The sequence below is a fragment of the Streptomyces sp. 2323.1 genome (assembly GCF_900221035.1).
GTDB classification, from domain to species: domain Bacteria; phylum Actinomycetota; class Actinomycetes; order Streptomycetales; family Streptomycetaceae; genus Streptomyces; species Streptomyces sioyaensis.
This window is the reverse complement of sequence record NZ_LT907981.1, coordinates 1,796,948-1,822,388: the sequence shown is the minus strand read 5'-3', so window position 1 is coordinate 1,822,388 and position 25,441 is coordinate 1,796,948. Positions and strand designations below refer to the sequence as shown.

Genomic DNA, 25,441 nt, shown 5'->3' with positions numbered 1-25,441 from the left:
CTCCTGAGCCCCCCTCAGCGCTCCAGCACCAACGCCAGCCCCTGCCCCACCCCGATGCAGAGCGCGGCCAGGCCGGTGCCCGAGCCCTGGGCGGCGAGCTGGTGGGCGACCGAGCCGGCCAGGCGGGCGCCGGAGGCTCCCAGGGGGTGGCCGATGGCGATGGCGCCGCCTTGGGGGTTCACCACCGAGGGGTCGAGTTCCGGCCACTGGGTGATGCAGCCCAGGGCCTGGGCCGCGAAGGCCTCGTTGAGCTCGAAGGTCGCGATGTCGGTGAAGTCGCGGCCGGAGCGCTCCAGGGCGCGGCGTACCGCCTCCACCGGGCCCAGGCCGAACAGCTGCGGCTCGACGCCGGTCACCGCGCTCGCGCGGATACGGGCCAGCGGTTCGCGCCCGGTGGCCCGCAGGCCCTCCTCGTCCACCAGCAGCAGGGCCGCGGCACCGTCGTTGAGCGGCGAGGAGTTGCCGGCGGTGACCGTGCCGCCGGCCGTACGGAACACCGGCTTCAGCTTGGAGAGGGACTCCAGGGAGGAGCCCTCGCGGATCGTCTCGTCGCGTAGCAGGTCCACCTCCGGCAGCGGCACGACCTCCGCGTCGTAGGCGCCCTCCCGCCAGGCGCGCACCGCCTTCTGGTGGCTGGCCAGCGCGAAGACGTCCTGCTGTTCGCGGGTGATGCCGTACCGGTCGGCGATGAGCTCGGCGCCCTCGCCGAGCGCGACCGTCCACTCCGGGCGCATCCGCGAGTTGACCATCCGCCAGCCCAGCGTCGAGGAGAACATCTCCTGATGGCCCGCGGGGAAGGCACGTTCCGGCTTGCGCAGCACATACGGCGCGCGGCTCATCGACTCCACGCCGCCCGCCACCGCGATCCGTGCGTCGCCGTGCGCGATGGCCCGGGCCGCCTGGATGACCGCCTCCAGGCCGGACCCGCACAGGCGGTTCACGGTCACGCCGGGCACGGTCACCGGCAGCCCGGCCAGCAGCACCGCCATCCGCGCCACATTGCGGTTGTCCTCGCCGGCGCCGTTGGCATCGCCGAAGCAGACGTCGTCGATCCGCGCCGGATCGAGGTCCGGGGTGCGGTCCACCAGGGCCTTGAGCACATGGGCGGCGAGATCGTCCGGCCGGACCCCGGCCAGTGCGCCGCCGTACTTGCCGACGGGGGTCCGTACGGCATCGACGATGTACACATCCCGCAGGCGTGGGTCGGTCATCAGGCGCTGTCCTCGCTGTCCCGGGCTCGACGGTCGGCGGGCGCCAAGAAGATCGCCACCCACCGACCATGAGTCTTTGCCCGCCGCTGCCCGCTGTCAACGGGGGCTCTCGGTCACCTTGCCCGCCGCGCCGGGCACCGTGAACGGCGCCGGTGCTGCGGCGCCTTGTCGCCCGGGCCGCGGTCTGGCCGACGCCCCGGTGGGCGGCTCTGCGAGAGTGGGGGCATGAGCGCAGCGCACACCAGTACGGGCCGCGGGCCCGGTCATGCCGTCGTCATCGGTGGAGGCATCTCCGGGCTGGCGGCCGCGCACCGCCTGCTCCAAGGCGGCGCCCGGGTGACCGTCCTGGAGGCGTCCGGCCGGCTCGGCGGCAAGCTGTACGCGGGCGAGATCGCCGGCGTCCCGGTCGATCTCGGTGCCGAGTCGATGCTCGCCCGGCGCCCGGAGGCGGTGGAGCTCGCCCGCGCCGTCGGGATCGGCGGCCGGCTGCAGCCGCCGGCCACCGCCACCGCGGCCCTGTGGACCCGCGACGCGCTGCGCCCGATGCCCAAGGGCCATGTCATGGGCGTGCCCGGGGACCTCGCCCCGCTCGCCGCCTCCGGTGTGATCTCCCCGGAGGGCATGGCGCGGATCGCCCAGGACGAGACCCTGGCCCGGACCGAGACCGGCGAGGACGTCGCGGTCGGCGAGTACGTCGCCGCCCGGCTCGGCCGGGAGGTCGTCGACCGGCTCGTCGAGCCCCTGCTCGGCGGCGTCTACGCGGGTGACGCCTACCGCATCTCGATGCGCGCCGCCGTCCCGCAGCTCTTCGAGGTCGCCCGCACCCGGCGCTCCCTGACCGAGGGCGTACGGGACCTCCAGGCGCGCGCCGCCGCCACCGCCCCGCAGAACGGGCAGGCCGCCCCGGTCTTCATGGGCATCGACGGCGGGATCGGGACCCTGCCGGCCGCCGTCGCCGACGCCGTGCGCCGGGCCGGCGGCGAGATCCGCTGCGGGGCCGCCGTGGACGAGCTGCACTGGGCCGGGGACGACGGCTGGCACATCCGGCTCGGCGACCGGACGCTCACCGCGGACGCGGTCGTCATGGCCGCACCGGCGGGCGCCGCGGCGCACCTCCTGGGCCAGGACTCCCCGGCCGCGGCCGCCGAGCTGGCCACCGTCGACTACGCCTCGATGGCGCTGGTCACCATGGCCTTCCGCCGCGCCGACCTGGACCGGGTGCCCGCCGGCAGCGGCTTCCTCGTGCCGCCCGTCGACGGCCGCCGGATCAAGGCCTCGACCTTCTCCAGCCACAAATGGGGCTGGGTCGGCGACGCGGACCCCGACCTGTTCGTGCTGCGCACCTCCCTCGGCCGCTACCAGGACGATGCCGACCTCCAGCGCGACGACTCCGAGCTGGTCGCGCTCTCCCTCGCCGACCTCGGCGCGGCGGTCGGCCTGACCGCCCGCCCGGTGGCCGCCACCGTCACCCGCTGGGAGGGCGGACTGCCGCAGTACGCCGTCGGCCATCTGGAGCGGGTCGCCAAGATCCGCGCCGCGGTCGCCCGGATGCCGGGTGCGCTGCGGGTGTGCGGCGCGGTCTACGACGGCGTCGGGATCCCGGCCTGCATCGGCTCGGCGCACCGCGCCGCGGACGAGATCCTCGGGACCCTGACGGCGGACCGGGCCCGGGGCGAGTGAGAATGGACGACATGACAGACGCTTCCACCCCCGCTTCGGCGCCGCACACCCCCGCGGCGCCCGAGAAGTCCCCGAACGCCGGCAAGAAGGCCAAGGACCTCAACGAGGTCATCCGCTACACCCTCTGGTCGGTCTTCAAGCTGCGCGAGGTCCTCCCGGAGGACCGCAGCGGCTACGCCGACGAGGTCGAGGAGCTGTTCGCGCAGCTCGCGGCCAAGGACGTGGTGGTCCGCGGCACGTACGACGTGTCCGGCCTGCGCGCCGACGCCGACCTCATGATCTGGTGGCACTCGGAGAGCTCGGACGCCCTGCAGGAGGCGTACAACCTCTTCCGCCGCACCCGTCTGGGCCGTGCGCTGGAGCCGGTGTGGTCGAACATGGCGCTGCACCGCCCCGCCGAGTTCAACAAGTCGCACATCCCGGCCTTCCTGGCCGACGAGGTGGCCCGCAACTACGTCAGCGTCTACCCCTTCGTGCGCTCCTACGAGTGGTACCTCCTGCCCGACGAGGACCGCCGCCGGATGCTGGCCGACCACGGCAAGATGGCCCGCGGCTTCCCGGACGTGCGCGCCAACACGGTGCCGTCGTTCTCGCTCGGCGACTACGAGTGGGTGCTGGCCTTCGAGGCCGACGAGCTCTACCGCATCGTCGACCTGATGCGCCATCTGCGCGGCTCCGAGGCGCGGATGCACGTCCGCGAGGAGATCCCGTTCTACACCGGTCGCCGTAAGCCGGTCGCCGAGCTGGTCGCCGGCCTGGCCTGATCCACGGCCGGAGCACAGCACTGCGGGCCGCCCCCTCGGGGACGGCCCGCAGCGTCTGCTCCCCGGCTACTTGCCCGGTAGCGCGTGCTGCGACCGGGTCGCCTGCTGGCCGGGCACCGGCTCGGCCCGCGGTGCGCAGTACACCCGGCGCGCCGGGACCTTCCCGCGCAGCAGATACGCCTCGGCGTACGCGGTCACACAGGCGTTGTCGTTGAAGGCGATGCCGTGGGTGCCCGCCCCGTTCTCGGTGACCAGCGAGGAGCCGGGCAGCCGCTGCTGGAGCTCCACCGCGCCCCGGTACGGCGTCGCCGCGTCCCGCTCGGCGGCCAGCAGCAGCACCGGCGGCAGCGCCCCCGGCGCGGTGTGGACGTCGAGCGGGCGGCGCTGACCGTGCAGCGCACCGTCGACCGCGGCCTCGGCCGTACGGTCGGCGGCGTTCACCAGATCCCCGCCGGCCTCGGGGCCGTCCGCCCGGTGTGCCGCGGCGTCCAGCTCGGCATCGGCCGACTCCGCCCGGTCGGGCCAGAAGGCGCACGGCAGATTCATCCAGGCGTTGTCCCAGGTCTCGAACGGCGCGTCCCGGGCGATCTCGGTGTTGTCGCGGTTCCAGGTCCGCCAGCTGCGCGGCCAGCGGGCGTCGTTGCACTCGACGGCGGTGTAGACGGCGGCGCTGTTCTCCTCGGCGGCGGCACCCGCGGGCCGGGGCAGGGCCTGGGCGATCAGCGGCTTGGGGTCGCCGTGCAGATACCCCGAGAGCGCCTCGGCGCGCAGCGGCCAGAAGGCGTCGTTGTAGCCGGTCTTGAGGAAGGCCGACTGCAGCTGGCCCGCGCCGATCTTCCCGTTGAGGGGCGCGCGGCGCAGCTTCGTGGCGGCGGTGTCGTAGGCCCGCTGCACCGCCTGCCGGGTGGTGCCCAGGTGGTACTGGCCGTTGTGCCGGGCGACCCAGCGCAGCCAGTCGCCCCAGCGGCGCTCGAAGGCGACGTCCTGGTCGAGGTTGTTGCGGTACCAGATCTGCTCAGGGGCGGGGTTGACCACGCTGTCGAAGATCATCCGCCGGACGTGACCGGGGAAGAGCGTCGCATAGACCGCACCGAAGTACGTCCCGTACGAGGCGCCCATGAAGGTCAGCCGCCGCTCGCCGAGCGCGGCCCGCAGCATGTCCAGGTCGCGGGCGTTGTTGACGGAGTTGTAGAAGGGCAGCGCGGACCCGGCCCGGCGGACGCAGCCGCGGGCGTACGCCCTCGCCTCCGCCACCTTCTTGCGCTTGAAGGCCGCATCGGGGTGCATCCGGCTGTCGGTGGGCGCCTTGGCGAACTCCCCGGGGTCCTGGCACGACAGCGGCGCCGAGCGGCCGACGCCGCGCGGCGCATAGCCCACGAAGTCATAGGCGCGCGCCAGCTTGCTCCACTTGGGCAGCCCGCCGTACAGCGGGAACTCCATGCTGGACGCGCCGGGGCCGCCGGGGTTGAAGACCAGGGAGCCCTGCCGCTCACCGCGCGCGGTGGCCCGGGCCCGGCTGACGGTCAGGTGGATCTTCCTTCCCTCGGGGTGCGCGTAATCGAGGGGAACGGTGAGCGTGCCGCACTCCACGGACGACGGCAGATGTTCCACCGGTGCGCAGCGGCCGAATCGGAGGTGGTGCGCGACCGGTGCGGGTGGCGCGCCGGCGGCCCCCGTGACGCCGCCTGCCGGGGCAGTGGCGAGGGCGGTCACCATCAGCGACCCGATGGTGCCGTACAACGCAAGTGCTCTCACTGGCCGTCCCTTCGTGTGTGCATACAAAAGGGATAGTTGGGGCGCGCATTGTCGATGTAAAGCACCTGGGTCCGGTGTCGGAGGCTATGCCCCGGATGAGTGGAGCGCGGCGCGCAAGGTGGGGTCGGTGAGGGCGGCGGGGCCGCGGAGGGCGAGAGTGATGAGCGAGCCGGCCGGGGCGGCAGGGGAGTCGGGGGCGCTGCGGGAGCCGGCCGCGCCGGGCAGCTGCCGCTCGCCCGCCGTGGTGGCCCAGTCGCTGTACGGGTGGAGCTCGAAGCGGGCCGCGGCCCAGGTGCCGAGGGTGAGGATCAGCGGCACTGCGAACCAGGCCAGGACGGGCCCGCTGTCCGCGCCGGGCGCCGCCTTCCAGTAGGTCGCGAGGGCGGACAGCAGCACCACGAGGGCGGCGCCCCGCACCAGGCGGACGGCACCGCTGATGCCCGGCCGGACCGCGGCCGGCAGCGCCAGCCCCGCCGTCTCCAGCCGGTCCGCCACCTGCCGCACCGCCTCGTCGCTCACCAGGGCGTCCCGTACGGCCGGTATGCGGCGCTGCCCTTCGGGGCCTATCGCGGTGAGGGCGGCGCGCTCGACGGCGTCCGTACCGACCGGATCGACGACGGTGGCCCAGCCGGTGTCGGCGAGCAGCAGCCGCCGCTTCTGCGCCATCAGCACCAGCACCACGTCGGCGAGCCGGTGCGGTCCGCCGGAAAGGTAGGCCATCTCGTACAGGGTCAGCCCGGAGCCGCGGCGCTCCGCGGCGGCCGGAGCCGGGACGGCCTGGGCGTTCGCCCGCGGGGCCGGCGGGGTGATGTGGGCGGCGGCGACCGCGGCACGGCACAGCAGCGCACAGGACAGCACCGCTGCCGACCAGGCGACAAGGAGGAAGAGGAGCGACATAGCCGGTTTTCTACGGTACGGGCCTGCTTACCGCCACAACGTTTCTCAGGATGCGGGCAGCCTTCCGCGGTACGGCACGTTCCGACGGCGCGGCCCGGACCGCACCCTCCTGGGTGGGGCGTGCTGTGCCCTCTTGGACGGCCCGCACCACGCCGTCCTGGGCGGGGCGCCGCGGTTACCTCGGGGGCAGGAGCTGCCGCACCATGCGCGCCAGCCGGGCCAGGGGTCGCGCGGACGGCGGGCGCGGCCCCGAGCGATCCCGCCACCAGTGCCGCAACTGCCGCCGTGCGTCCGCGTCTTCGGGACGCCCCCGGTCCAGCAGATACGCCGCGAACTCCAGGGCGTCCTGGCGGTAGCCGCCGCTCATGGGGCGGTGGCGCGCATAGCCGAGGAACGCGGCCCGGTAGTCCGCGCCGAGGATGCCGGGCAGCTCCGGCGCGACCTTGGCGACGACATCGGCCCGCTTGGCGGTCAGCGCCCGGCTCTGCACCCGGAGCCGGGCGCGGTCGAAGCCCTCGGGGGCCGGCGTCCCGGCGACCAGCGCCGACAGCAGCGCGGTCTGCGCCAGCGCCAGTCGCTGCCGTGCGGCGTCGGTCGTGGTGTCTGCTTCGGTCGTGGTGTCCGTGGCGGGGGGAGCGGTGGCGGGAGCGGCGGTGGCCCCTTCCGCCGCCCGCCGGCCGCGGGCCCGTGCCGCCGGCCCGGCCTCCGGCTCATGCGGCCCGGACATGGCGGGCCTCCTTCAGCACGCTACGGATCGCGTCGAGCTCGCCGGCCAGCTCCCCGCCCCCGGGGAAGTCCTCGTCCCGCTCCAGCAGCACGCCGGGCGGGGTGGTCCGGGCGCACAACTCGGCCAGTACGTCCAGCACCGGCCGGGTCACCGGGTGGGCGTGACTGTCGTGCCACACCCCGTCCCGCTCCACACCGCCCGCGACATGGACGTATGCGAGGGCCTCCAGCGGCAGCCCGTCCAGGGCCACCGCCGGATCCTCGCCCCGGTTGATGTGGTTCGTATGGAGGTTGGCGACATCGATGAGCAGCCGCACCCCGGTCCGCTCGACCAGCTCGGTCAGGAACTGTCCCTCGGTCAGTTCCTCGCCGGGCCAGTTGATGAGCGCGGCGATGTTCTCCAGCGCCAGCGGCACCGGCAGGGCGTCCTGGGCGATCCGCACGTTCTCGCACAGCACGTCCAGCGCGTCACGGGTGCGGGGGACGGGCAGCAGATGCCCCGCCTCCATCCGCGGCGAAGCGGTCAGCGGCCCGCCGGCCCGGACGAAGGCGATGTGCTCGGTGACCATCGGGGCGTCCAGCGCCGCGGCGCGCTCGGCGAGCGCGGTCAGCCGCCCGGCGTCCGGACGCTCGGCGCCGCCCAGCCCGAGCGAGACCCCGTGCGGGATGACGGTGGTGCCCCGCTCACGCAGCTCCCGCAGGGCGTCCGGCAGATGACCGGGGCAGATGTTCTCCGCCACCACCTCGACCCAGTCCACCCCGGGCAACTCCGCTATCTCGGCAGCAATCTCCGGCCGCCACCCGATTCCCGTCCCCAGGCGCTGCATGGCTCCCCCTCTTCCGTGGTGGGGGTACTCCTGACCCGGTACGGTGGCCCGAATCCTGTACCGGCCGGTTCAGAGGTTGATTTGAGCTTCACCGGCGGCGGCGCCCGCCGTCCAGTATCCGCCCGCGCCCGGGCGGGCCCCGCGGCCTCAGCCGGTGGGCGGCAACGCGCTACGCAGCGCCGGGTGGCCGGCCACGACCGTGCAGGAGCCGGGGGCGAGCTCGGCCGGGACCAGGATGTTGCACCTCTGAGCACCTCAGGAACCCGGTGTCGTCCACGATCAGCACCGCACCCGGATCGCCGAGGCGCTCGATGACGTAGTCGACCGAATTGCAGTCCCGTCACCTCAAGCACCGTTGCCGTACAGAACTCCTGGGTCGGGCCTGGTCACTCAGGGCTTCTCCAGGCTGGGCATGCCCAGGTTGGGGATCCGCAGGACCCTGGCGTTGGCCCGCATGAAGGGCTGGATCATGGTGTCGACGACTACCAGGAAGCAGACCGTTCCGACGCCCACAGGCCCGCCCATCAGGTAGCCGCACCCCAGCAGGATGCCCTCCATCGACATCTTCGCGGCCCAGAAAGGCCAGCCCCACTTGTCGACGATGGCAAGGGCGACCAGGTCCATCGCACGGATGCCCACCCCGCTCATGATGATCAGCGACGAGGCATAGGCGCACAGTGTGGTGGCCAGGAGCATCAGCACCACGTGCGGCAGCGGCAGGAACCGTCCGGGATCGGTCAGCCGCAGCAGGTCGATGACGCTGCCGCACAGGAAGAACGTCACAAAGGGCAGGACCACAGGGCGGCGCCGGTACCAGGCGGCCCAGACGAGAATGCACAGCGCCGCGATGAGGGCCTGGGCGACGCCCACCGTCAACTGCACATGCTTCAGCAGACCGAGGGCGAAGACGTCAAGCGGGTCCGTACCGAGGTCGGAGTAGATGAAGAGATAGGAGCCGGAAGAAAAGACCAGGCAGCCGGCGAGGTACGTCAGCAGACGGTGGCCCGTGCCGTGGGGCCGGCGGCTTCCGTGCGCGATGGTGCTGGTGGACACAGATGTGCCTTCCTGCGAGAGGGAGGGTCGGTGGTGTTCCCCCGGGGTCATGGAGCGAGGGCGGCTGTCACGAGGACCACGTTCAGGAGGACCACGACGGCCGCGAGTACGGTCGCGAGCGCCGTGGTCACCCGGGTGTTGACCAGTGGACCCATCAGCCGGGCGTCACGGGTGAACCCGATGAGCGGGATGAGCACGAAGGGGATGCCGAAGGAGAGGACGAGCTGGGACCAGATCAGGGCCTGGGTCGGATCGACTCCGACGGCCAAGACGGCCAGTGCGGGTGTCACCGTGACCACCCGGCGCAGTGCGAGGGGCAGGGAGCGGCCGAGGAACCCGGCCATGACGACCTGGCCCGCGTAGGTGCCGACAGAGGTGGAAGCAAGGCCCGAGGCGAGGAGCGCGAGGGCGAAGGCCAGCGCCGCACCGCCGCCGAGCAGAGTACCGAAGGCGGCGTGGATGCTCTCAAGGGTGTCGATCTCCAGCGGCCCGGCGTGGAACATCTTGGCCGCGACGATCAGCATGGCCATGTTCGCCAGGCCCGCGAAGGCCAGCGCCACGAAGACGTCGAGGCGTACCTGCCACAGGAGCCGCCTGCGTCGGCCGAGGGCGCCGTCCGGGGACGTCTCCCGCGTGTGCCGCCCCGTGAGGTCCGAGTGGAGATGGACGACGTGCGGCATCACGGTCGCGCCCACAATGCCGCCGGCGATGAACAGCCCCTGCGCATCGGGCAGGCGGGGAATGAGCCCGCCCATGAAGTCTGTGGGGCGCACCCCCGACCGCACGAGGTTCCAGGCGAAGCCCGCAAGGATGCATGCCAGACAGGCGGCGATCAGCGCCTCGAACTTCCGCTTGCCGCGCGTCTCGAAAGCGAGAATGACGAAGGAGAACACGGTGATCAGCACCCCGCCCGCCGCCAGCGGCAGGTCGAAGAGGAGCGCCAGGGAGATGGCCCCGCCGATCACCTCGGCCAGATCCGTTGCCATGGCAACCAGTTCGGCCTGCACCCACATGGTCCATACCACTGGCCGCGGGTAGCGATCCCTGCACAGCTCGGCGAGGTTCCGCCCGGTCGCCAGGCCGAGTTTGGCGGCGAGGACCTGCACCAGCATCCCCAGCAGATTGGCGGCGACCACGACCCAGAGCAGCCGGTATCCGAGGTCGGAACCTGCCGCGAAGTTGGTGGCGAAGTTGCCGGGGTCGACATAGGCGATGGCGGCGGCGAAGGCAGGGCCGAGCATGGCCAGCCCCCGGGCGCGCCGCAGGAGAGCCCTGGGCGGTTGCGGGGCGGTTCCTTCGGCCGAGCTCGTCACGGAGGTGCTCGTGCTCACCCGATTCCCCCTTCAGCGGCTCAGCGTCAGCAACTGTTCGAAGAACCCGCCGAAGGTCCGTGCACGGTCGACCAGATGGATCTCCAGAATCCAGTGGCAACGTCGGCCGGCGTCGTCGGTGGAACGCAACGGCCGGTGATTGGAGGGGGTGATGTAGCTGTTGACGAGGTCGTCGTCGATCAATTCGTGCGGGAACTCACCCACCAGATGACCGCTGTGCGGCCCCCCGAACGCCCATCCAGCGGCTTCGGCAAGCGAGACGATGTGCGCATAGAGTTCGGCGCCCGTGATGTCCGGGTGCGTCTCGAAGTACTTCCGCCCGGCCTCCCAGATCCCCGGCAGGTCGTCCCGCAGCCGCAGCTTCTCGGGGTCGTCGCCCAGTACGTACGTACGTCCGAAGTCGGCCTCCCACTCACTGAACACCGGGCCGAAGTCCAGGAAAACGATGTCCCCCGCGGCTATCAGACGGTCCGGGGGGTTGCCCCGGTAGGGGTGGAGGGTGTTCGGGCCGGACCGCACAATGCGTTTGTGCCAGTGCTTGCTGGTACCGAACAGGTCGGCGGCCAGATCCCTGACCTGATTGCTGACCTCGGACTCCCGCTGCCCTGGTGCCACGATTCCCCGTTCGGTCACCTCGTCGAAGAGCGCCACGGCCTTGCGCTCGGCCTCGATCAGGTTGAGCGCCCTGACCTCTTCGTCGATGTCCGCCGGGACGACGGTCTCGTCCATGATCACACCTCCGTGAAACCGGCCGGCTGCCCGGCGTTGACTTGTGTGACGGCGGCCGGCTGCGCACTCGCGATCCGGCCGGTCGGGCTTAACGTGCGTTGGTATACGCAAAGTTGGGAATTCGCGAGGTGGAGCAGCGGGCTGTCCAGCCCGTGCCTTGCTCCCCGCTCGATCATGTCGCCGAGGATGTGGTCACCCTCCACGGCGCTGCCGCGCAGCAGGTCGCGGTAGAGCGAGGAGGCCGCGGTAGAGCCCGGCTCGGTGAGCGTCGCCAGCGTCTCGCGCAGCGCTGTTGCCCTGACGGGGTGGCCGCAGGCGGCGGCGACGGCCGCGCACTCCTCGACCACCCGCTCGGCGAAGTCCGCTCCCCCCGGGGCCGCGACGACCTCACCGACGACTCCGCGCATCAGACAGGTCACCGCGCCGATGGCGGCCACGTACACCCACTTCTCCCACATCTCCTGCCGGATGGCGGGCGAGGGGCGTACGGTGAAGCCGGATCCGCCCAGCCAGGAGTCGAGCTTGGGCAGCGCTGCCGGGCCCGGAGCCCGCCAGCTGCCATACCGCAGCTCCTGGCGGTCGTTGAGCTGGCGGATGCCGCCGTCCGGGTCGAGCGTGGTGGTGACGAGGCAGACGCCGCCCGCGATGCGGTGACCGCCGTACCGTTCCTCGAGAAGCTCGGCGTGACGCAGGCCGTTGAGCACGGGCAGGATCACCGTGCCGGGGCCGACCGCGGGCGCGATGTCCTCGACGGCCTGTTCCAGGGCGTACGCCTTGACCGTGAGCAGTACCAGGTCGTACGTCTCGGTCAGTTCCCGGGCCCTGACCAGCTTCGGGGTCAGTCGTACGTCCCCATAGGGGCTGCGGATCATCAGCCCGCGGGAGTTCAGCTGGGCTGCGCGCCCCGGCCTTACCAGGAAGGTCACGTCTCGGCCCGCCTCGGCCAGCCGTCCGCCGAAGTAGCCGCCGGTGGCTCCCGCTCCGACGACGAGTGCCCTCATGCCAGAGCCATTCCGCGCTCGTCGCGCCGCTCCACCGGGGGCCAGGGGGTGCGCCTGGAGCGGCTGAGGGTGTCCGTGGCGTCGGCGACGATGTCGTCGGCCATCCGGGCCAGGAGCCTCGCATCGTCGGCGAAGCGCTCGGCGGCGTCGACCCCGCCGGTCTTCAGCAGGCCGATGGCGTCGCGCAGTTGCCGGCCCAGCCAGCCCATCGGATCGCGCGCCAGCTCGTCGTCGTACAGGCGCTTGCGGCCCTCGCCATTCGGCATCTCCGGGTGCCAGTGCATCCGGTCCTGTGCGCCCGGGGCCGATTCCAGCAGGTCAAAACGGCATACGCCCCGGGTGATGGAGAGCGCGCGCGATGCGTAGATCGAGCCGGGGAGGGTATCGGGCTCGCTGAGCCGCAGTTCAAGACGGACTCCGCATTCGCGTCCGTCCTGCAAACGGTTCGGATTCACGAAGTCGAGCATTTCCACACTTACACACAGCCTGTTCGCCATATGAATTCGCATGTCCGACAGCACAACAGAGTCATACCGAAAATGTCAACGGCCGCCGAAAGAGAGGGAACCGGCCTGAAAACAGGAATGCCGGTGATGCGGCCGTGAATGATCCACGGCCGCATCACCGGCAATGTTTTACGCCGGCCGCCCCTTTCAGGCGCGCGGTACGGGCAGTCCCTTCCGTATGCGGTGCTCCCGAAAAGCAGCGTGTTGGCCTGCCACCACACTCATCGGTGACAGCGGCCGCGCCGTACACAGCAGCGCGAATCCGGCTGTTTCATCGGCCGGGTAGAAGCGCCGCGCCGCGGAGTGCTCGGCGCGCCCCTCCTCGACGCGTGCCGCACAGGTGGTGCACCATCCCTGGCGGCACGTCCTGGGAAGCCGTATGCCGTACCGTTCCGCCGCATCAAGGAGGGATTCGCCCCGATAGGCATGAATGGTCGAGATCGTTTCCCCGAATTGGATGCGGATCTCGAAACCGGGCTCATCAGGGGTGGCTGAACGGCTTGTTCCTGCTCCAGGGAGCGTCACCGATCTCACCTCGCTTGAAATGTCCGGACGGGCGCGCTACGCCGTCCCTTTCCATACTGAGCAATTCGATGAACCAGGCCTCGTGCTCGATCTCCTCGTTGAGGATGCGCATGGCCAGTTCGTACGTCCTGGGATCCTTGCCGAAGGTCATGTCGCAGATTTCCCACCAGGAGCGCACCGCGCAGCGTTCCGCTTCGAGGAGCACCGTGAGGATCTCCACGGAATTCGCCGGGCTCGTCGCGTCGTCGCCGTCGCTTCCCCATGTCATGCGCCCGTTGTTGGTGTTGGGCAGGTAGGCGTCCGGGCAGCCCGCCCGGTCGGCGAAGTCCCTGATGTCGAACGGGATCGTGCCGCCCAGCTCGAAGATCCGGGGCGTGATCAGCTCGAAGTGCGAGCGATCCTCCAGGCGCGCGTCCTCGGCGATTGCCTTGTAGTCCTCCTTGCCCGCCAGGAAGTGGCGCAGCACGGTGTAGTAGTAGTACGTGGTGAACTCGGCGGCGGCCGCGTCAATGAGCTTCTCGCGCAACGCGACGACATCCACACCGCGCTCTTCCAATTGCTCCACGCCCGCCCGGCGGGTCAGATCACCCTCCGGCACCCGTCCCTTGTAGGGGCGGGCGACGATGTCGGTCGTCGGCGCCGGCGTCAACGCCTCGGCCCGCTCGGCCCGCTCGGCCTGCTGGGCGGCCTTGCGCTCTCCGCAGCAGCCGCTCTGCTCGGCTCGGGCCGCACCCGGCGAGGCGCTGAGCCCGCGCTTTTCGCCGTTGACCAGATACCGGTCGAAAGCCTCCAGCGGGCTCATGCCCGAGCGCACGGCGTCGCGCAGCGCCTCCTCCTTCTCCGCGATCTCGACCGCCTCGTCCGCCACCTTCGCGGCAACTTCCCGGGGGACGATCACCACGCCTGAGGCATCGGCCACCAGATAGTCGCCGGGGGCGATGCGCACGCCTTCGATGTGCACCGGTTCCTTGCCCCAGCTGACCCAGTCGCCACGCTGGATGAAGCCCTGGGGCCGTACGAAGCGGGAGATCACCGGAAAGCCCATCTTGTGCACCGAGTGCAGGTCCCGGGCGCCGCCGTCGATGAGGGCGCCCGCGGCGCCCCGGGCCTGCAGAGCGGTGATGGACAGATCACCGAATATGGAGGCGTCGATGCCGTTCATCTGCACCACGGCGATGTGATCCACCGGCACCGAACTCAGCATCTCGAACAGTCCCCGCGCGCTTTTGCCGTGGGATACCGCCAGTGGGTTCGGCACGCATTCGACGGGGTACGCCGGCCCGACCATCCGCATGCCGGGGTCCTCGAACAGGAAGTCACCGGAAAGACTCTGTTTCACGTAACCGAGTCCGTCAAGAATGTCCGTCAACGCCCCTGTGTAGGCCTGGCGCAGTTTGGCCACGATCTCCGCGTCAACGGACCACTGCCCGTTGGAGACATCGCCCATCTTCATCAACCCCTTCGATATTTCGCGGACTGAGCGCGAACCGAGCAACGCCCGTCGGACCTTGTTCAGAATATCTGTGAGCACTACCGTTCAACGCATCCGAATCTCCGATGGGAGGATTCTCATGCCTTCTCAATCCGGTCCGCAAGACATATACCGGTCGAGTTTCTCCAGCTGGGAGCGCAGGTCAAGCGTCCGGGCCAAGCCACAACGCATCCTCGACGAACTCGAAGAGGGAAAGGTGTTCTTCCCGCCCGAGCTTGTTCGGTGCTCTACCACCCGCTGGTCAGGGAACAGGAACAGCAGGTCATCAACAGCCTGCTGCTCCAACGGCTTTATGTTTATCTCGACTTCACCGCCGATCTGGAACAACTGGTGGTAACTCCTGTTACCCAGCTCATCAGCCGCCGGCGAAGCGGCTTCGAAGTCCCCACGGCCATGCTTCGCGATGCCTACAAGATATGCACGGACGAAGCCTGGCACGCACAGTTCTCCGACGATCTGCAGTGTCAATTGATCGCGGCGACAAAGGAACTACCGGGGGCGGTCGGGGAACCCTACTTCCTGGCTCGTCTCGGCACGGTGAAGTCGGAAATCCAACCCTCTCTCCGGCCGCTTGCTGACCTCTTCTTCACGGTGGTCTCCGAGACGCTGATATCCAGCACGCTGTCCGGTATCCCGAAGGATAAGCGGGTGTTCACGGCCGTACGGGAGACGATCGCCGACCACGCCGAGGACGAGGGCCGTCACCATGCGTTCTTCGCGCGGTTCTTCGAGTACGCCTGGCCCCAGCTGACGCCGGGCCAACAGGGCCTGGTGGGCACCTTGCTGCCCGAGTTCATCGTGGCATTCCTGCGGCCCGATCTAGATGCGACGGCCGCTGTCCTGCGGACCACCGGACTCGGCCCCGAGGCCGTACGGGGCGTGATGGAGGAGACGTATCCGGCCGCGCGGGTGCAGGCGGACATGCGCGCGGCCTCGGCGGCCACACTGCGCCTGCTGGATCGCCAGGGCGTCTTCGAGTCGGACAAGGTAGCTGACTCCTTCTTCCGAAGCGGGTTGCTGGAGTGACGCGAACCGGCCGTGCAGGGGCGTGCACGGCCGGTCTCTCGCGGGTCAGGCCTGACTGGGCGGCACCGGTTCCCGCGCCGTGCTCCGTACGTCCAGAAGAATCTTTCCTCGCGCGGTGCGGCCGATCAAGGCGTCCAGAGCGGCACCGACTCGGTCGAGCGGATAGATCTCGTGCACCGGGATCACCAGGTCTTTCTCCCGCAGTGCGCGCAGCGCCATTTCGGTGCCCGCCTTGATGCGCGCCGGCGGTTCGGCCACCCCTCCGTAGCCGGCGATGACGAGGTTCTTCCGGTAGACGGTGCGCAGGGACAGCATGCTGTCGGGGCCGGCGCTGGTGCCGTACGTGACCAGCCGCCCGTACGGCGCGAGGATGTCCACCGCGGCGCCGGTGAAGGGTCCCCCCAGGGCGTCGAAGACGACCGTGGGCACGATGGGTTCCGCCGCCGCGGCCAGCTCCTTCGCCGAGGTGGCGAGCAGAGGGGCCGCCCCCATGGCGGCGACCGCCTCCAGCTTGTCGGGGCTGCCGGTCTGCCCCCAGGCTTGGGCGCCGGCTGCACGTACCAAACTGCAGACCGCCTGGCCGACCCCGCCCGCGGCGCCGAGCACCAGCACCCGGTCGGTCTCCTCGATCCGGCCGACGTCCAGGGTCGCCCGGATCGCGGTGGTGCCGACCACTGCGGCGGCCGCCGCCTCCTTGAGGTCCACTCCGTCGGGCACCGGGACCAGCGCGTCCCGCGGCGCCACCACCTGCCCGGCCCAGGTGCCGTCCCGGACGATGCCGAGCCCGCTGCCGTGCACGACGACCGGCCGGTCGTCCCACATACCCACCCCCTCGACGCCCGGCGTGCGGGGCCGGGGGGCCTCCCCGCCGACGGCGCCCTTGATGACGTATGTGTCCAGTGGGTTGAGGGAGGCGTAGTACATGTCGACGACGACCTCGCCGTCCAACGGCTCGCGCAGCTCGGTCTTTGCCACCAGGGGTACGGCATCGAGGTCGGTAAGCCGGGCGGCCCGTGTCCGTACTGTCACAGTCCCCTCCGGAAACGGCTCAGTCCTGCCCGCAGTGCGGCGATCGTCCTGGTGATGTCCTCCTCCGCCACCGAGCCCAGGTGCCCGATGCGGAAGGTGCTGCGGCCCATGGGCCGGAAGGTGCCCGCCTGCAGTAGGACGCCCTCGCTCGCGACTGCGCTCAGGAGCTCGCCCTCGCCAAGACCCTGCGGCACCTCGCCCACGGTGACGCCGTAGGCTCGATCGGCCGCTTCCGTAACGAGCAGTTGTACGCCCAGGTCTGCCAGTCCGTCGTGGAGCAGATCCCGCAGGGCGCGGTGCCGGCCGACGCGGGCCGCACGGCCTTCCTCCAGTGCCAGACGCAGTGCCTCGGACAGACCGAGCACGAGGTTTCCGGCAGGCGACTGGAAGTAGCCGAACTCACCCCGCTCCGTAGCTGCCATGACGGGGAGCCAGGGTGCGAGGTCGAGGGAGTACGTATGTGGCCGCCAGGCCCGTTCGCGCAGTCGTCGCACCGCCCGCCGGCTGAATGCGTAGGTCGCGAGCCCTGCCGGTCCGGCGAGCCCCTTCGGTGGTCCTCCGAGGTAGACGTCCAGGTCCCAGGCATCCAGTTCGATCTGTTCCGCGCCGATCGCCGAGACACCGTCGACCAGGATCAGCGCGTCGTACTTCCGGGCCAGCCGGGCCAGTTCGGGAAGGTCGGCCCGTACTCCGCTGCTGGAGTCGACGTGCGCGACCAGCAGGGCCTGATGCTCGCGGCGGGCGAGCAGCTTCTCGATCAGCTCGGGGTCGGGTGCGCGCCCCGCCGGGAACCGTGGTGCGCGGACCGGGATGTCGTGCCGCAGGCAGATGTCGCGCCAGCGGTCGCCCCACATGCCGGTCGAGGCGACCAGGGCAGGGACGCCGGGCTGCAGCAGGCTGGCGGCGATGCTCTCCATGCCGTGTGTGCCGCTGCCCGGCACGATCGCCACCTCCGCCGACGCGGAGCCGACGAGGCGGCGCAGCCGGGCGAGGCAGCGGCCGAACTCGGCAATGAAATCCGGGTCGGTCAGCGGAGGCGCCGGGGTACTCATCCGCTCCAGGACCGAAGCCGGCTGCCGGGTGGGGCCGACCACCATCGCCAGCCGTGCCGCGGGGCTCGTGCGGCTCGTCTCCTGTCGGGTCGCGGTCTGTGTCACCGATCTCCCCTTTCTGGGTGGGGTGTCTGTTGCGGGCCGACCGGCACGCGGGCCGCCGGGGCAGGAGCCCCGCCCCGGCGGCCCGCGCCTTTGGGCGAGGGGCCTGTCACCCGGCCTCGTCGATCCACTCGGCGTAGTCCTCACGGAAGGGCGTGAAGATGTCCAGGGCGACCGACCGCTCGATCGCGTGCACCTGGTGCTCCACACCGCCCTTCACCACGAAGCTGTCGCCCGCGACGGCCTCGAACTCCTCGCCGCCGGCCCGCACCCGGATGTGGCCTGACACGAGATAGGCGAGCTGCTCGTGTGGGTGGCTGTGCAGGGGGAACACCGATCCCTGCTCCATCAGGTGCTCGACCAGCATGAGTTTGTCGTTGTACGCGAGCACCCGCCGCGTCAGGTTCGGGAACGCTTCCCGGCCCTCGACGTCGGCGCCCTTCACTATGGCGACGTCGGCGAACTCCTCGGCCTTGTTGCCAACGGTCATGGTCATCCCTCCATGTCGGGTCCGGGTCCCGTCAGCCGCGTGTTTCGAACAGTGGCAGCGGAGTGATATCGGCGTTCAGCGATCCGCCATCCGCCGCGGTCGTGGGGAAGTGCGCGCGGTCGAACACCTGGTGCAGGGACGAGGTGCAGCCCGGCGGTATCGCGACGGCCACTCCACGCTCGTCCAGTTCGGACTTGGCCGCGATGAACCGGTAGCTCTCCTGCGGCTGCAGCTCCAGGACCGACCAGGGCATCTCCTTGGTGCCCAGGTGGGTACGCCGGTGGTAGACCCGCCGTACGTCGGCGGAGTCATTGCGCACCTGCACATGCAGGGCTCGGACGTCGCCGTACCAGTCGAAGGTGGCTGTGTCGAAGGTGTCCGAGGCCGGGAGCGCGGGGACCGTGCTGGGCTTCTGGCTGCCTCCGGGGATGCGCCGGATGTTGGCGTCGGCGCCGCAGTTGTTACACCTGCCGTCATCGGTGACCGCGAGGATCTCCGCATTCAGGCCGTACCGGGTGATCTGCAGTTCCTGACAGCTGTGGCACCGGGTGCTGGTCGAATCGGTGTCGTAGACGTTGCCGAGGTACACATGGCGCAGGCCCATGTCGAGCCCGACCCGGCGGGCGGCCTCGAGGCGGTCGACGGGGGTACGGATGGTGTCCGTCATCTTGTAGTCCGGGTGGAACCGAACGTAGTGCGTCGGCACTTCGGGGCCCAGCCGGTCGAGGACGAACTTGCCGATGTCGTGGGCGGTCTTTTCGTTGTCGCTCAGGTCGGTGACCATGAGCGTAGAGACCTCTACATGCTTCCCCGCGCGGTACACCTGCTCGGTTCCGTCCAGTACGGGTTCGAGCCAGCCCTTGGTGATCTTTCGGTAGTACTTGGGGTCGATCGACTTGATCGAAATGGAGAAGATGTCGATGACCGGGATGAGTTCCTCGATGGCCTTCTCGGATATGAAGAAGGCCGACTTGTAGAGGTTGACGATTCCGGCCTCTTTGGCCAGGGCCGCCGTTTCCACGACGAACTCGTGCCAGACGACCGGGTCGTTGTACGTCCACGAGATGACGCCTATTCCGTGCCGTTTGGCGATGTCGACGACCTCTTGCGGCGAATAGTAGAAGACGTCCTTGTCCTCCACGTAACGGGCCTGCGACGTCTTCCAGTTGTGACAGTAGTCGCAGTTCAGCATGCACCCGATGTTGCCCATCGAGAGGATGCGGGCACCCGGCTCGTAGTGGAAGACCGCCTCTGTCTCGATCGTCTCCTCCGTGGCGTGCACGGAGCGGCCGTAGTTCAGGCTGACCAGGCGCCCGTCGCGGTTTCCCCGCACCATGCAGAACCCGTGCTGACCAGGCCTGATGCGGCACTTGCGGGGGCTCAGATGGCAGCGGACCACGTCGTCGGGGAGGCGCTCCTCAAGGCGTGCTGGGTAGCCGACTTCCTGCCATTTTTTATCCGCCATCTCTTCTACCTTCCGTTCTTGGCCGTTACGGGCAGGGCATCGACGGCGGAGTGATCTGTCCCCGTAGGCCCCGTTTCTGAGGCCCCGCCGGGGGTTCCGAGGTCGATAAAGAATTCACGGTTGATCTCCGCGTACTGTGACCATTTGTCCGGAAGTTCGGCCTCCGGGAATATGGCCTCGACCGGGCAGGCCGGCTCGCACGCATGACAGTCGATGCATTCATCGGGATGGATGTATAGGGTTCGGTCGCCTTCATAGATGCAGTCCACCGGACACACATCCAGACAGGCTTTGTCCTTGATGTCCACGCACGGTTCCGCGATCACGTAAGTCAATCGAATTCTCCCGCGAGATGGGCGGATGGGATGTGCGAGATGGAGCAGGTCGAAGCGGAATCGACGCTACAGTGTGCAAATTCGATGGGCAATAGAATCCGGTACGGCAGGCGACCGCATAAACCGATCTGCCACACCTGGTAGGTGCAGCGCTAGCATGCCGCTTCCCGGGTCACATCGGCGAAATAGAAGAAAAATAGAAGGGATTCAGTCTTGCCTGTGAAAAGCCGCCCGCATTTCCCTGCCCCGCTGCGTATCGCGGTGCTTCAGCACGCGAGTTGGGAGAAGCCCGGCACCTTCGGCCGGCTGCTGACCGAACGTGGCGCGACGCTGCTTCCGGTCCGGGTCGACGAAGGCGCGCTGCCTCCCGCGCCGGCCTCGGTCGACGGCATCCTGGCGATGGGCGGGCCGATGAGCGTCAACGATCCGTTGCCCTGGCTCGCACCGGAGAAGGAGTACATCCGCACGGCCGTCCGGACCGGCGTCCCCTTCTTCGGAGTGTGTCTGGGGGCCCAACTGCTCGCGGCCGCCTGCGGTGCGCCCGTACAGGCGGCCGAGGCGCACTACGGCATGCATGACGTGCACATGGCGCCCGGGGCCTTCGAGGACCCCGTCTTCGGGGGGCTGCCACGGAGCCTGCGGGTGTTCCAGTGGCACGGCGAGAACGTCGGCCTCCCGCCCGGGGCCACTGCGCTGGCCGGCTCGCCCGGGTGTCCGTACGAAGCCGTCCGGGTCGGAGCGTCCGCCTACGGGGTGCAGTTCCACCTGGAGCTCGACCCGCGGCTTCTCGCGGAGTGGCTGAGCGTCCCCGACTGCGCAGCCGAGCTGGTCGAACGGTGCGGGGCGGATGCGCCGCGCCGGATGACCGATGACCTGTCCGACGCGGCGGTGCGCATGGAGCGGTACGCACAGAGGATCTTCGGCGGCTGGGCCGACCTCGTCGCGCAGCGGGCCCTCTCCGGCGGCGGACGCTTCAGCAGCCCTCAGCTCTCCGCTGCTCCAGCAGGGCGGAGAGCCGGTGATAGTCCTCAGCGCACTTGAGGGCGAACTCGGCGATCCTGCTCAGGCAGTGCTCGGGCAGCAGTTCGGCGATGTGGTGCAGCTGGTCGGCCGCCGCCACGTGCGCGTCCAGCGCGCGCAGCACCAAGCGGCCGGCTTCGCTGTACCTCAAGGACGGGTCGGTACGCAGACGCTGAAGGTTCGCCTTCCAGTCTGTGTCGATGCCGGCGAAGCGTTTCGCAGGCACCGCACCCGGCGCCGATACGGACACCAGGTCGCCCGTCGCGGCGGACCTGTTTTGGGTGGCGGGCACGGCGGTGGACCGTTTGCCCCGCCCGGACGGCGCCACCGAACGGACCCGGCCGTCGCGCCCCACCCGGGCAGTCAACTGGGGAACATCCCCACTAGACCTTCGGATCGCGCCCACGGTCTTGTGCGCGAGGCCGACCTTGGCCGCCACCGCGCGATCGGACAGATGGGGGTGAGCCTTGACGATACGGAGCGCGGCGGCCTTGCGGTCGGCCAGCGTCAGGGGCAGACCGTGTTTGGTGTTCGTCTCGACGGCGAGGATGAAGGCCTCCTCCGCATCACCCTCGAAAAACCGCGCGCGCACCGTGGACTCGCCCCGGATTCTGGCGGCCTCCAACCGGTGCATTCCGTCGATCACGCGCATGCTCGGCCATTGCAGAATGATGGGCGGCAATTCGGCATCGGATTTCGCAAGGAGCCATGCGTGCGCGCTGTCGCTGCCGGCACTGCGCGGTGAATCGGCGGGAAGAATCGACTGGATTGGGATGTCGATGATCTCCTGGCCGGGCGGAGGGGAGAATGGGCAGGTGTCATTCGGCTGCGATATCTCCGTCGTGAGGGAGCGACAGCCTTCAGGGTCTTTCATGGGAACCCCCAATACCGCGGGCCCGGCGTCCAGGCCCCACCCCGTGATCGTCTAGCTGTAAAGCATTCTCAAACGGCACATGGCCGGTAAAAACCGCGAGTCAGGAGAGAAAGAGACGCGCAGCCAGGAAGAGGATGACGCCGTTGCCGATGAGCGCCGTCCCCAACCGCCCCCTATCACTGGTGAGCACCTTGCTCACGAGAGCCCCACCGATCGCGAGAACGGCCTGCCAGCTGGCGGAGGCAGCGAACGCCGCGACCACGAAGATCAGGCTGTTCCAGGACGTCCATGCGTCATCACGGAGGCCGAGCACCAGGGCGGAGAAATAGATGATGGTCAGCGGGTTGAGGATGGTGAGTCCCAGCAGTTGGAGATAGGCGCGCCCCGGCTTCTTCGCCTTGATGCTCTGCGCATCTCCAGAGCTCCGAGACCTCCGGATTGCCCCGGAGATCCCTTTTACTGCGATGACCAGGAGGACTATGGCTGCCGTCCACCTCATCGGCTCGGCGATCGGCTTCAGGACATTGGCAAGGGCCACGCCGGTCGATGCCGCAACAAGCGCATAAAGGCCGTCTGCGGTCGCCGTTCCCATTGCTCCAGCTAATCCGACGCGCAGGGACGTCTGGGCCGAAAGCGTAATGATCAGCACGGTGATCGCCCCTACCGGCATAGCGATTCCGTACCCGGCAAGCATACCGGCAAGCAGTGCCCCACTCATCCATGCCTCCTGCATAGTCCTTGCTGCGCGAAGATCACCGTACCCTCAGCGGCCCCCCGACGAGCAAGCGACTCAACTCGCTGTTTACTCGCCTTATCTGCGGCGATTTTCGGCCAGGGGTAATGCCGAACAAGCGCGTAACTCGCTGTTGACATGCCTCATCTGTGGCGATTCGAAGACAGAAAAATCCGGCCCGCCGGAAATTCCCGACATTCATATCGGGTCGCCATTGCCAATGCCGACGTTTGAATGTGCAGGAAATTGGCCGGAACCATGTCATCCAGGCCTCGTGTGGCCACGCCGTGCCATGCTGCTCTGATAGCTGGGCTGCCAGCCTTCAAGCCGCCCTTGGGCCGTGCCGGCCGGCAAGGGCGCCACCCAGGATCCAGCGCGGGTCGGGAGGGTACGGCCGTGCTTACCGTAGTCAACAACAAACGACGCGCCAAACCTCCCGTTCGTCGACGAGGTCTTCCGTAGAGTGGCCGAACGGACGCCGGCCGCCGCACTGGAGGCCGAAGTCAACGCCTACATCCAGGCCCTGTTGGTCGGCGGCGATGTTCCGTTGCCAGATCTCCGAGTGGAGGAGGCTGTCCGCCGGCTCTCCGGATCGAAGCGCGCGAGAAAGAAGCCCCCGTCAAAACCCACGAGTTGTTTACCGTCGAAGATCAACCGGGGCCGGGTGATATCGGGTTGCGCCTACCAAGCCCGTCGCAGCCACCAGAAACGACGGGGCCACAGCCCGTGAGCTGTGGCCGAGCACTTCAGTTGGCGGATGAGCGCTTCAATGGGCGAGGCTCCTCTTTCGATCTGGCCGACAAGCTGCTCCGAGTACCCTTCGAGTCGCGGATGCGAGCAGTGAGTTTGCCTGGTGGCACGACCTCGCCCGCCGTCACCGCTCACGCCGGGAACGCAGCTGCGCAGTGTCTTCCTGCCGCGTTCCGCGCTCGCTCCGTGTCGGGCCCACGCGCTCGACCTTGGTCCAGCCGGTCCAGCCCCGCGTCTTCAGCAGCTCGATCAGGCGACGGGCCGGCGGTACGGTGTCGAACGCCAGGGTGTCCATGAGGGGGGCCAGCGACGGCTCGATGTCGGCATCGTCGATGTAGTCCTCGCCCTGCTCGTCCGCCAGCTGCGTGAGGTAGGCGGCCAGCTTGTCGGCCAGCTCGGCCAGCCGTGGGTCGTCGTCGGTCCGGTCGAGAGCCTGGCTCAGGGTGAGATAGAAGTCGATGAACTGCGGGTCGGCGCACTGCTCCCGCTTGCGTGCCATCCAATCGGGGACGCGCTCGGGTGCCCGCGCGGCCAGCGGGATCCAGCCGTCGCGTTCGGCCTGCACGATCCGTTCGTCGACTCCGAGCGCCCGCAGCCGGTCGAGGAACTCGACCACCTCCTGGGGCAGTGCCAGACTGTCCCCCGCGACGAGGCGTGCGATCCGCTCGCGGTGCCGCTGCTTCTCACGGATCTCCGCCCGCAGCCGCTCGTCGATGTCTGCGACCACTGCGGCGAACTCCTTCTCATCGGCCTGGAGCAGCTCCCGCACGCGCGCCAGCGGGACCCCGGACTCGGCGAGGGTCCGGATCCTGATCAGCTGGAGCACGGCGGCGGCGTCGTACCTGCGGTATCCGGAGTGGTCCCGCTCCGGCTCCGGCAGGAGCCCCTTGGCGTGGTAGTGCCGCACCGCGCGCACCGTCACGCCGGCGTACGACGCCAGCTCGCCGATGGTCAGCATCGGACCGGTCTCCGGGGTGAGCCTGAGAAATCGGCCTGCCTGGTCACCGGGTAGTCCGGACGATCTCGGCGACTTCCGGGGCGTGGGTGAAGACCAGCCGGTGATCGGCGTCGAGCCACGATGTGGAGATCTGCGGCCGCTCGTCGACGAGCCGCGCTATGCCGGCCCGCCAGAGCCGGTTGTGCCGTGCCGCGCGCCCTTCGGTGCGGTCACCGGCGAGGGAAGCCGACATGATCATGCTGATGGGATGGTCGATCTTCCGATACCGGTCGAGGATTGCGGACCGCACCACATCCATTTCGAGGCTCAGGTCGTGGATGTCCTGTGCGGTGAGCAACACCTGGCGCGCGGTGCCCTTGGACCGCTCGGCCTCCGTCGCCAGGTCATCCGCCATGTCGCGGAACACCGCCAGGTCGGTGTCGGTGATGAAGGGCTCAGGCAGCGGGTTCGCCCCGTCGATGAGGATCAGCTCGGTGATGTCGCCAGGGTGCTCGGAGGCGTAGTGCACGGCCAGGTCCGCCCCCAGTGAGTAGCCCACGAGAACGGGCGGCGAAGGCAGCTCGAGCTCCGCCAGTACGGCGACGAGGTCGCTCAGAAATGCTGCGAAGGAATACCGGTCGCCGGCAGAGGCGAGGCCATGTCCCCTGAGGTCGAAGGTCACCACGTCGTGGTCACGGCGAAGAAGGGCGGTCAGCTCGTGCAGGTCGGCCTGCGTCGAGTTCAGTCCCGGGCACAGGACCAGCGGCCGTCCCCGGCCACCTCGGGAGACCGGAATCGTGACGCCGTCGTGGTGCACGGTGAAGTGCCGCACAGGCCCGTCGCCACTCTCGCTGCGTTCCCCGCCGCCTCCCGGCACGCCGGTACCTGCCCGATCGTGGGGTCCTTGTCCGGCTCCGTCGACCACCGCGCGGGCGCGGTACGACGTGAATTGTCCAGAGACCTCGCTCGTTCTGTTGCTCCTTCTCTTGGCCATGCCCACCATCCTGAGAGGTTGCCCCTGCGGCAGGGTCAACCATTGCAGCGACGTGTTCTCCGCCGTACGTGACGCAGGTCAGGGAAAGCGGTCAACTCACTGCGGAGGGCCGGGAACACGCACGCGCCCACCACTCC

The 25,441-nt window shown here is 69.5% G+C and carries 23 protein-coding genes and 1 pseudogene; 4 read left to right on the top strand and 20 right to left on the bottom strand.

The window, feature by feature from the left end:
- Positions 1–14: 14 nt before the first annotated feature.
- Positions 15–1,211 (bottom strand): thiolase family protein, encoded by a 1,197-nt coding sequence (locus CPH93_RS07265; RefSeq protein ID WP_096212332.1) that lies wholly within the window; start codon positions 1,209–1,211, stop codon positions 15–17.
- A 225-nt stretch (positions 1,212–1,436) separates the two neighbouring features.
- On the opposite strand from CPH93_RS07265, the gene hemG reads away from it, so the two are divergent.
- Together hemG and hemQ are read left to right on the top strand one after the other, a co-directional pair.
- Positions 1,437–2,891 (top strand): protoporphyrinogen oxidase, encoded by a 1,455-nt coding sequence (gene hemG, locus CPH93_RS07260; RefSeq protein WP_093485935.1) that lies wholly within the window; start codon positions 1,437–1,439, stop codon positions 2,889–2,891.
- Positions 2,892–2,893: 2 nt separating this feature from the next.
- On the top strand, positions 2,894–3,655 hold the full coding sequence (gene hemQ, locus CPH93_RS07255; RefSeq protein ID WP_006602446.1) for a hydrogen peroxide-dependent heme synthase: 762 nt from the start codon (positions 2,894–2,896) through the stop codon (positions 3,653–3,655).
- Between the two features lie 66 nt (positions 3,656–3,721).
- On the opposite strand, the gene CPH93_RS07250 is transcribed toward hemQ, so the two are convergent.
- From CPH93_RS07250 to CPH93_RS07205, 10 genes and pseudogenes are all read right to left on the bottom strand, one after another.
- The gene (locus CPH93_RS07250) at positions 3,722–5,395 is read right to left on the bottom strand and encodes an alpha/beta hydrolase (protein ID WP_096212331.1); all 1,674 of its coding nucleotides are present in this window, start codon (positions 5,393–5,395) and stop codon (positions 3,722–3,724) included.
- 99 nt (positions 5,396–5,494) lie between these two features.
- Positions 5,495–6,307 (bottom strand): TIGR04222 domain-containing membrane protein, encoded by an 813-nt coding sequence (locus CPH93_RS07245; RefSeq protein ID WP_096212330.1) that lies wholly within the window; start codon positions 6,305–6,307, stop codon positions 5,495–5,497.
- A 175-nt stretch (positions 6,308–6,482) separates the two neighbouring features.
- A pseudogene (locus CPH93_RS07240) lies at positions 6,483–7,860 on the bottom strand (DUF692 domain-containing protein).
- A gap of 390 nt (positions 7,861–8,250) precedes the next feature.
- A complete protein-coding gene (locus CPH93_RS07235; RefSeq protein ID WP_197708741.1) occupies positions 8,251–8,913 on the bottom strand; it encodes a YczE/YyaS/YitT family protein in 663 nt (220 codons plus the stop codon).
- A gap of 47 nt (positions 8,914–8,960) precedes the next feature.
- Positions 8,961–10,244 carry an Nramp family divalent metal transporter gene (locus tag CPH93_RS07230; protein ID WP_231977218.1) on the bottom strand — a complete coding sequence of 428 codons (1,284 nt, stop codon included), beginning with the start codon at positions 10,242–10,244 and terminating at the stop codon, positions 8,961–8,963.
- Positions 10,245–10,256: 12 nt separating this feature from the next.
- The gene (locus CPH93_RS07225) at positions 10,257–10,973 is read right to left on the bottom strand and encodes a M24 family metallopeptidase (RefSeq protein WP_096212329.1); all 717 of its coding nucleotides are present in this window, start codon (positions 10,971–10,973) and stop codon (positions 10,257–10,259) included.
- Between the two features lie 2 nt (positions 10,974–10,975).
- Entirely contained in the window at positions 10,976–11,974 is a 999-nt protein-coding gene (locus CPH93_RS07220; RefSeq protein ID WP_096212328.1) for a ketopantoate reductase family protein, read from the bottom strand.
- Complete coding sequence (locus CPH93_RS07215; RefSeq protein ID WP_096212327.1) at positions 11,971–12,441, bottom strand: hypothetical protein; 471 nt, start codon at positions 12,439–12,441, stop codon at positions 11,971–11,973. Before CPH93_RS07215 ends, CPH93_RS07220 begins: the two co-directional genes overlap by 4 nt.
- 186 nt (positions 12,442–12,627) lie before the next feature.
- On the bottom strand, positions 12,628–13,005 hold the full coding sequence (locus CPH93_RS37565) for a 2Fe-2S iron-sulfur cluster-binding protein (RefSeq protein ID WP_159394976.1): 378 nt from the start codon (positions 13,003–13,005) through the stop codon (positions 12,628–12,630).
- A complete protein-coding gene (locus tag CPH93_RS07205) occupies positions 12,962–14,452 on the bottom strand; it encodes a ferritin-like domain-containing protein (protein WP_159394975.1) in 1,491 nt (496 codons plus the stop codon). The genes CPH93_RS37565 and CPH93_RS07205 overlap by 44 nt, the downstream gene beginning before the upstream one ends.
- A 72-nt stretch (positions 14,453–14,524) precedes the next feature.
- Between CPH93_RS07205 and CPH93_RS07200 the strand changes: the two genes are divergently transcribed.
- Positions 14,525–15,523, top strand: coding sequence for a diiron oxygenase (locus CPH93_RS07200; RefSeq protein WP_096212324.1), 999 nt, complete (start codon positions 14,525–14,527; stop codon positions 15,521–15,523).
- A gap of 45 nt (positions 15,524–15,568) precedes the next feature.
- Here CPH93_RS07200 and CPH93_RS07195 read toward each other — a convergent pair whose 3' ends face one another.
- From CPH93_RS07195 to fdxA, 5 genes are all read right to left on the bottom strand, one after another.
- Positions 15,569–16,552 carry a quinone oxidoreductase family protein gene (locus tag CPH93_RS07195; RefSeq protein ID WP_096212323.1) on the bottom strand — a complete coding sequence of 328 codons (984 nt, stop codon included), beginning with the start codon at positions 16,550–16,552 and terminating at the stop codon, positions 15,569–15,571.
- Positions 16,549–17,709 carry a pyridoxal-phosphate-dependent aminotransferase family protein gene (locus CPH93_RS07190; protein ID WP_159394973.1) on the bottom strand — a complete coding sequence of 387 codons (1,161 nt, stop codon included), beginning with the start codon at positions 17,707–17,709 and terminating at the stop codon, positions 16,549–16,551. Before CPH93_RS07190 ends, CPH93_RS07195 begins: the two co-directional genes overlap by 4 nt.
- A 106-nt stretch (positions 17,710–17,815) precedes the next feature.
- Entirely contained in the window at positions 17,816–18,196 is a 381-nt protein-coding gene (locus CPH93_RS07185) for a cupin domain-containing protein (protein ID WP_096215342.1), read from the bottom strand.
- A 31-nt stretch (positions 18,197–18,227) separates the two neighbouring features.
- On the bottom strand, positions 18,228–19,661 hold the full coding sequence (gene amrS / locus CPH93_RS07180) for an AmmeMemoRadiSam system radical SAM enzyme (RefSeq protein ID WP_096212321.1): 1,434 nt from the start codon (positions 19,659–19,661) through the stop codon (positions 18,228–18,230).
- A 5-nt stretch (positions 19,662–19,666) separates the two neighbouring features.
- Complete coding sequence (gene fdxA, locus CPH93_RS07175; protein ID WP_096212320.1) at positions 19,667–19,996, bottom strand: ferredoxin; 330 nt, start codon at positions 19,994–19,996, stop codon at positions 19,667–19,669.
- Positions 19,997–20,257: 261 nt separating this feature from the next.
- Between fdxA and CPH93_RS07170 the strand changes: the two genes are divergently transcribed.
- Positions 20,258–21,037, top strand: coding sequence for a type 1 glutamine amidotransferase (locus CPH93_RS07170; protein WP_159394972.1), 780 nt, complete (start codon positions 20,258–20,260; stop codon positions 21,035–21,037).
- On the opposite strand, the gene CPH93_RS07165 is transcribed toward CPH93_RS07170, so the two are convergent.
- From CPH93_RS07165 to CPH93_RS07150, 4 genes are all read right to left on the bottom strand, one after another.
- On the bottom strand, positions 20,970–21,890 hold the full coding sequence (locus CPH93_RS07165) for a ParB/RepB/Spo0J family partition protein (protein ID WP_096212318.1): 921 nt from the start codon (positions 21,888–21,890) through the stop codon (positions 20,970–20,972). The genes CPH93_RS07170 and CPH93_RS07165 overlap by 68 nt on opposite strands.
- A gap of 100 nt (positions 21,891–21,990) precedes the next feature.
- A complete protein-coding gene (locus CPH93_RS07160; protein WP_096212317.1) occupies positions 21,991–22,608 on the bottom strand; it encodes a LysE family transporter in 618 nt (205 codons plus the stop codon).
- An 889-nt stretch (positions 22,609–23,497) separates the two neighbouring features.
- Positions 23,498–24,331, bottom strand: a complete 834-nt coding sequence (locus CPH93_RS07155; protein WP_096212316.1) for a MerR family transcriptional regulator — start codon at positions 24,329–24,331, stop codon at positions 23,498–23,500.
- A 43-nt stretch (positions 24,332–24,374) separates the two neighbouring features.
- The gene (locus CPH93_RS07150) at positions 24,375–25,313 is read right to left on the bottom strand and encodes an alpha/beta fold hydrolase (RefSeq protein ID WP_231977217.1); all 939 of its coding nucleotides are present in this window, start codon (positions 25,311–25,313) and stop codon (positions 24,375–24,377) included.
- Positions 25,314–25,441: the final 128 nt, after the last annotated feature.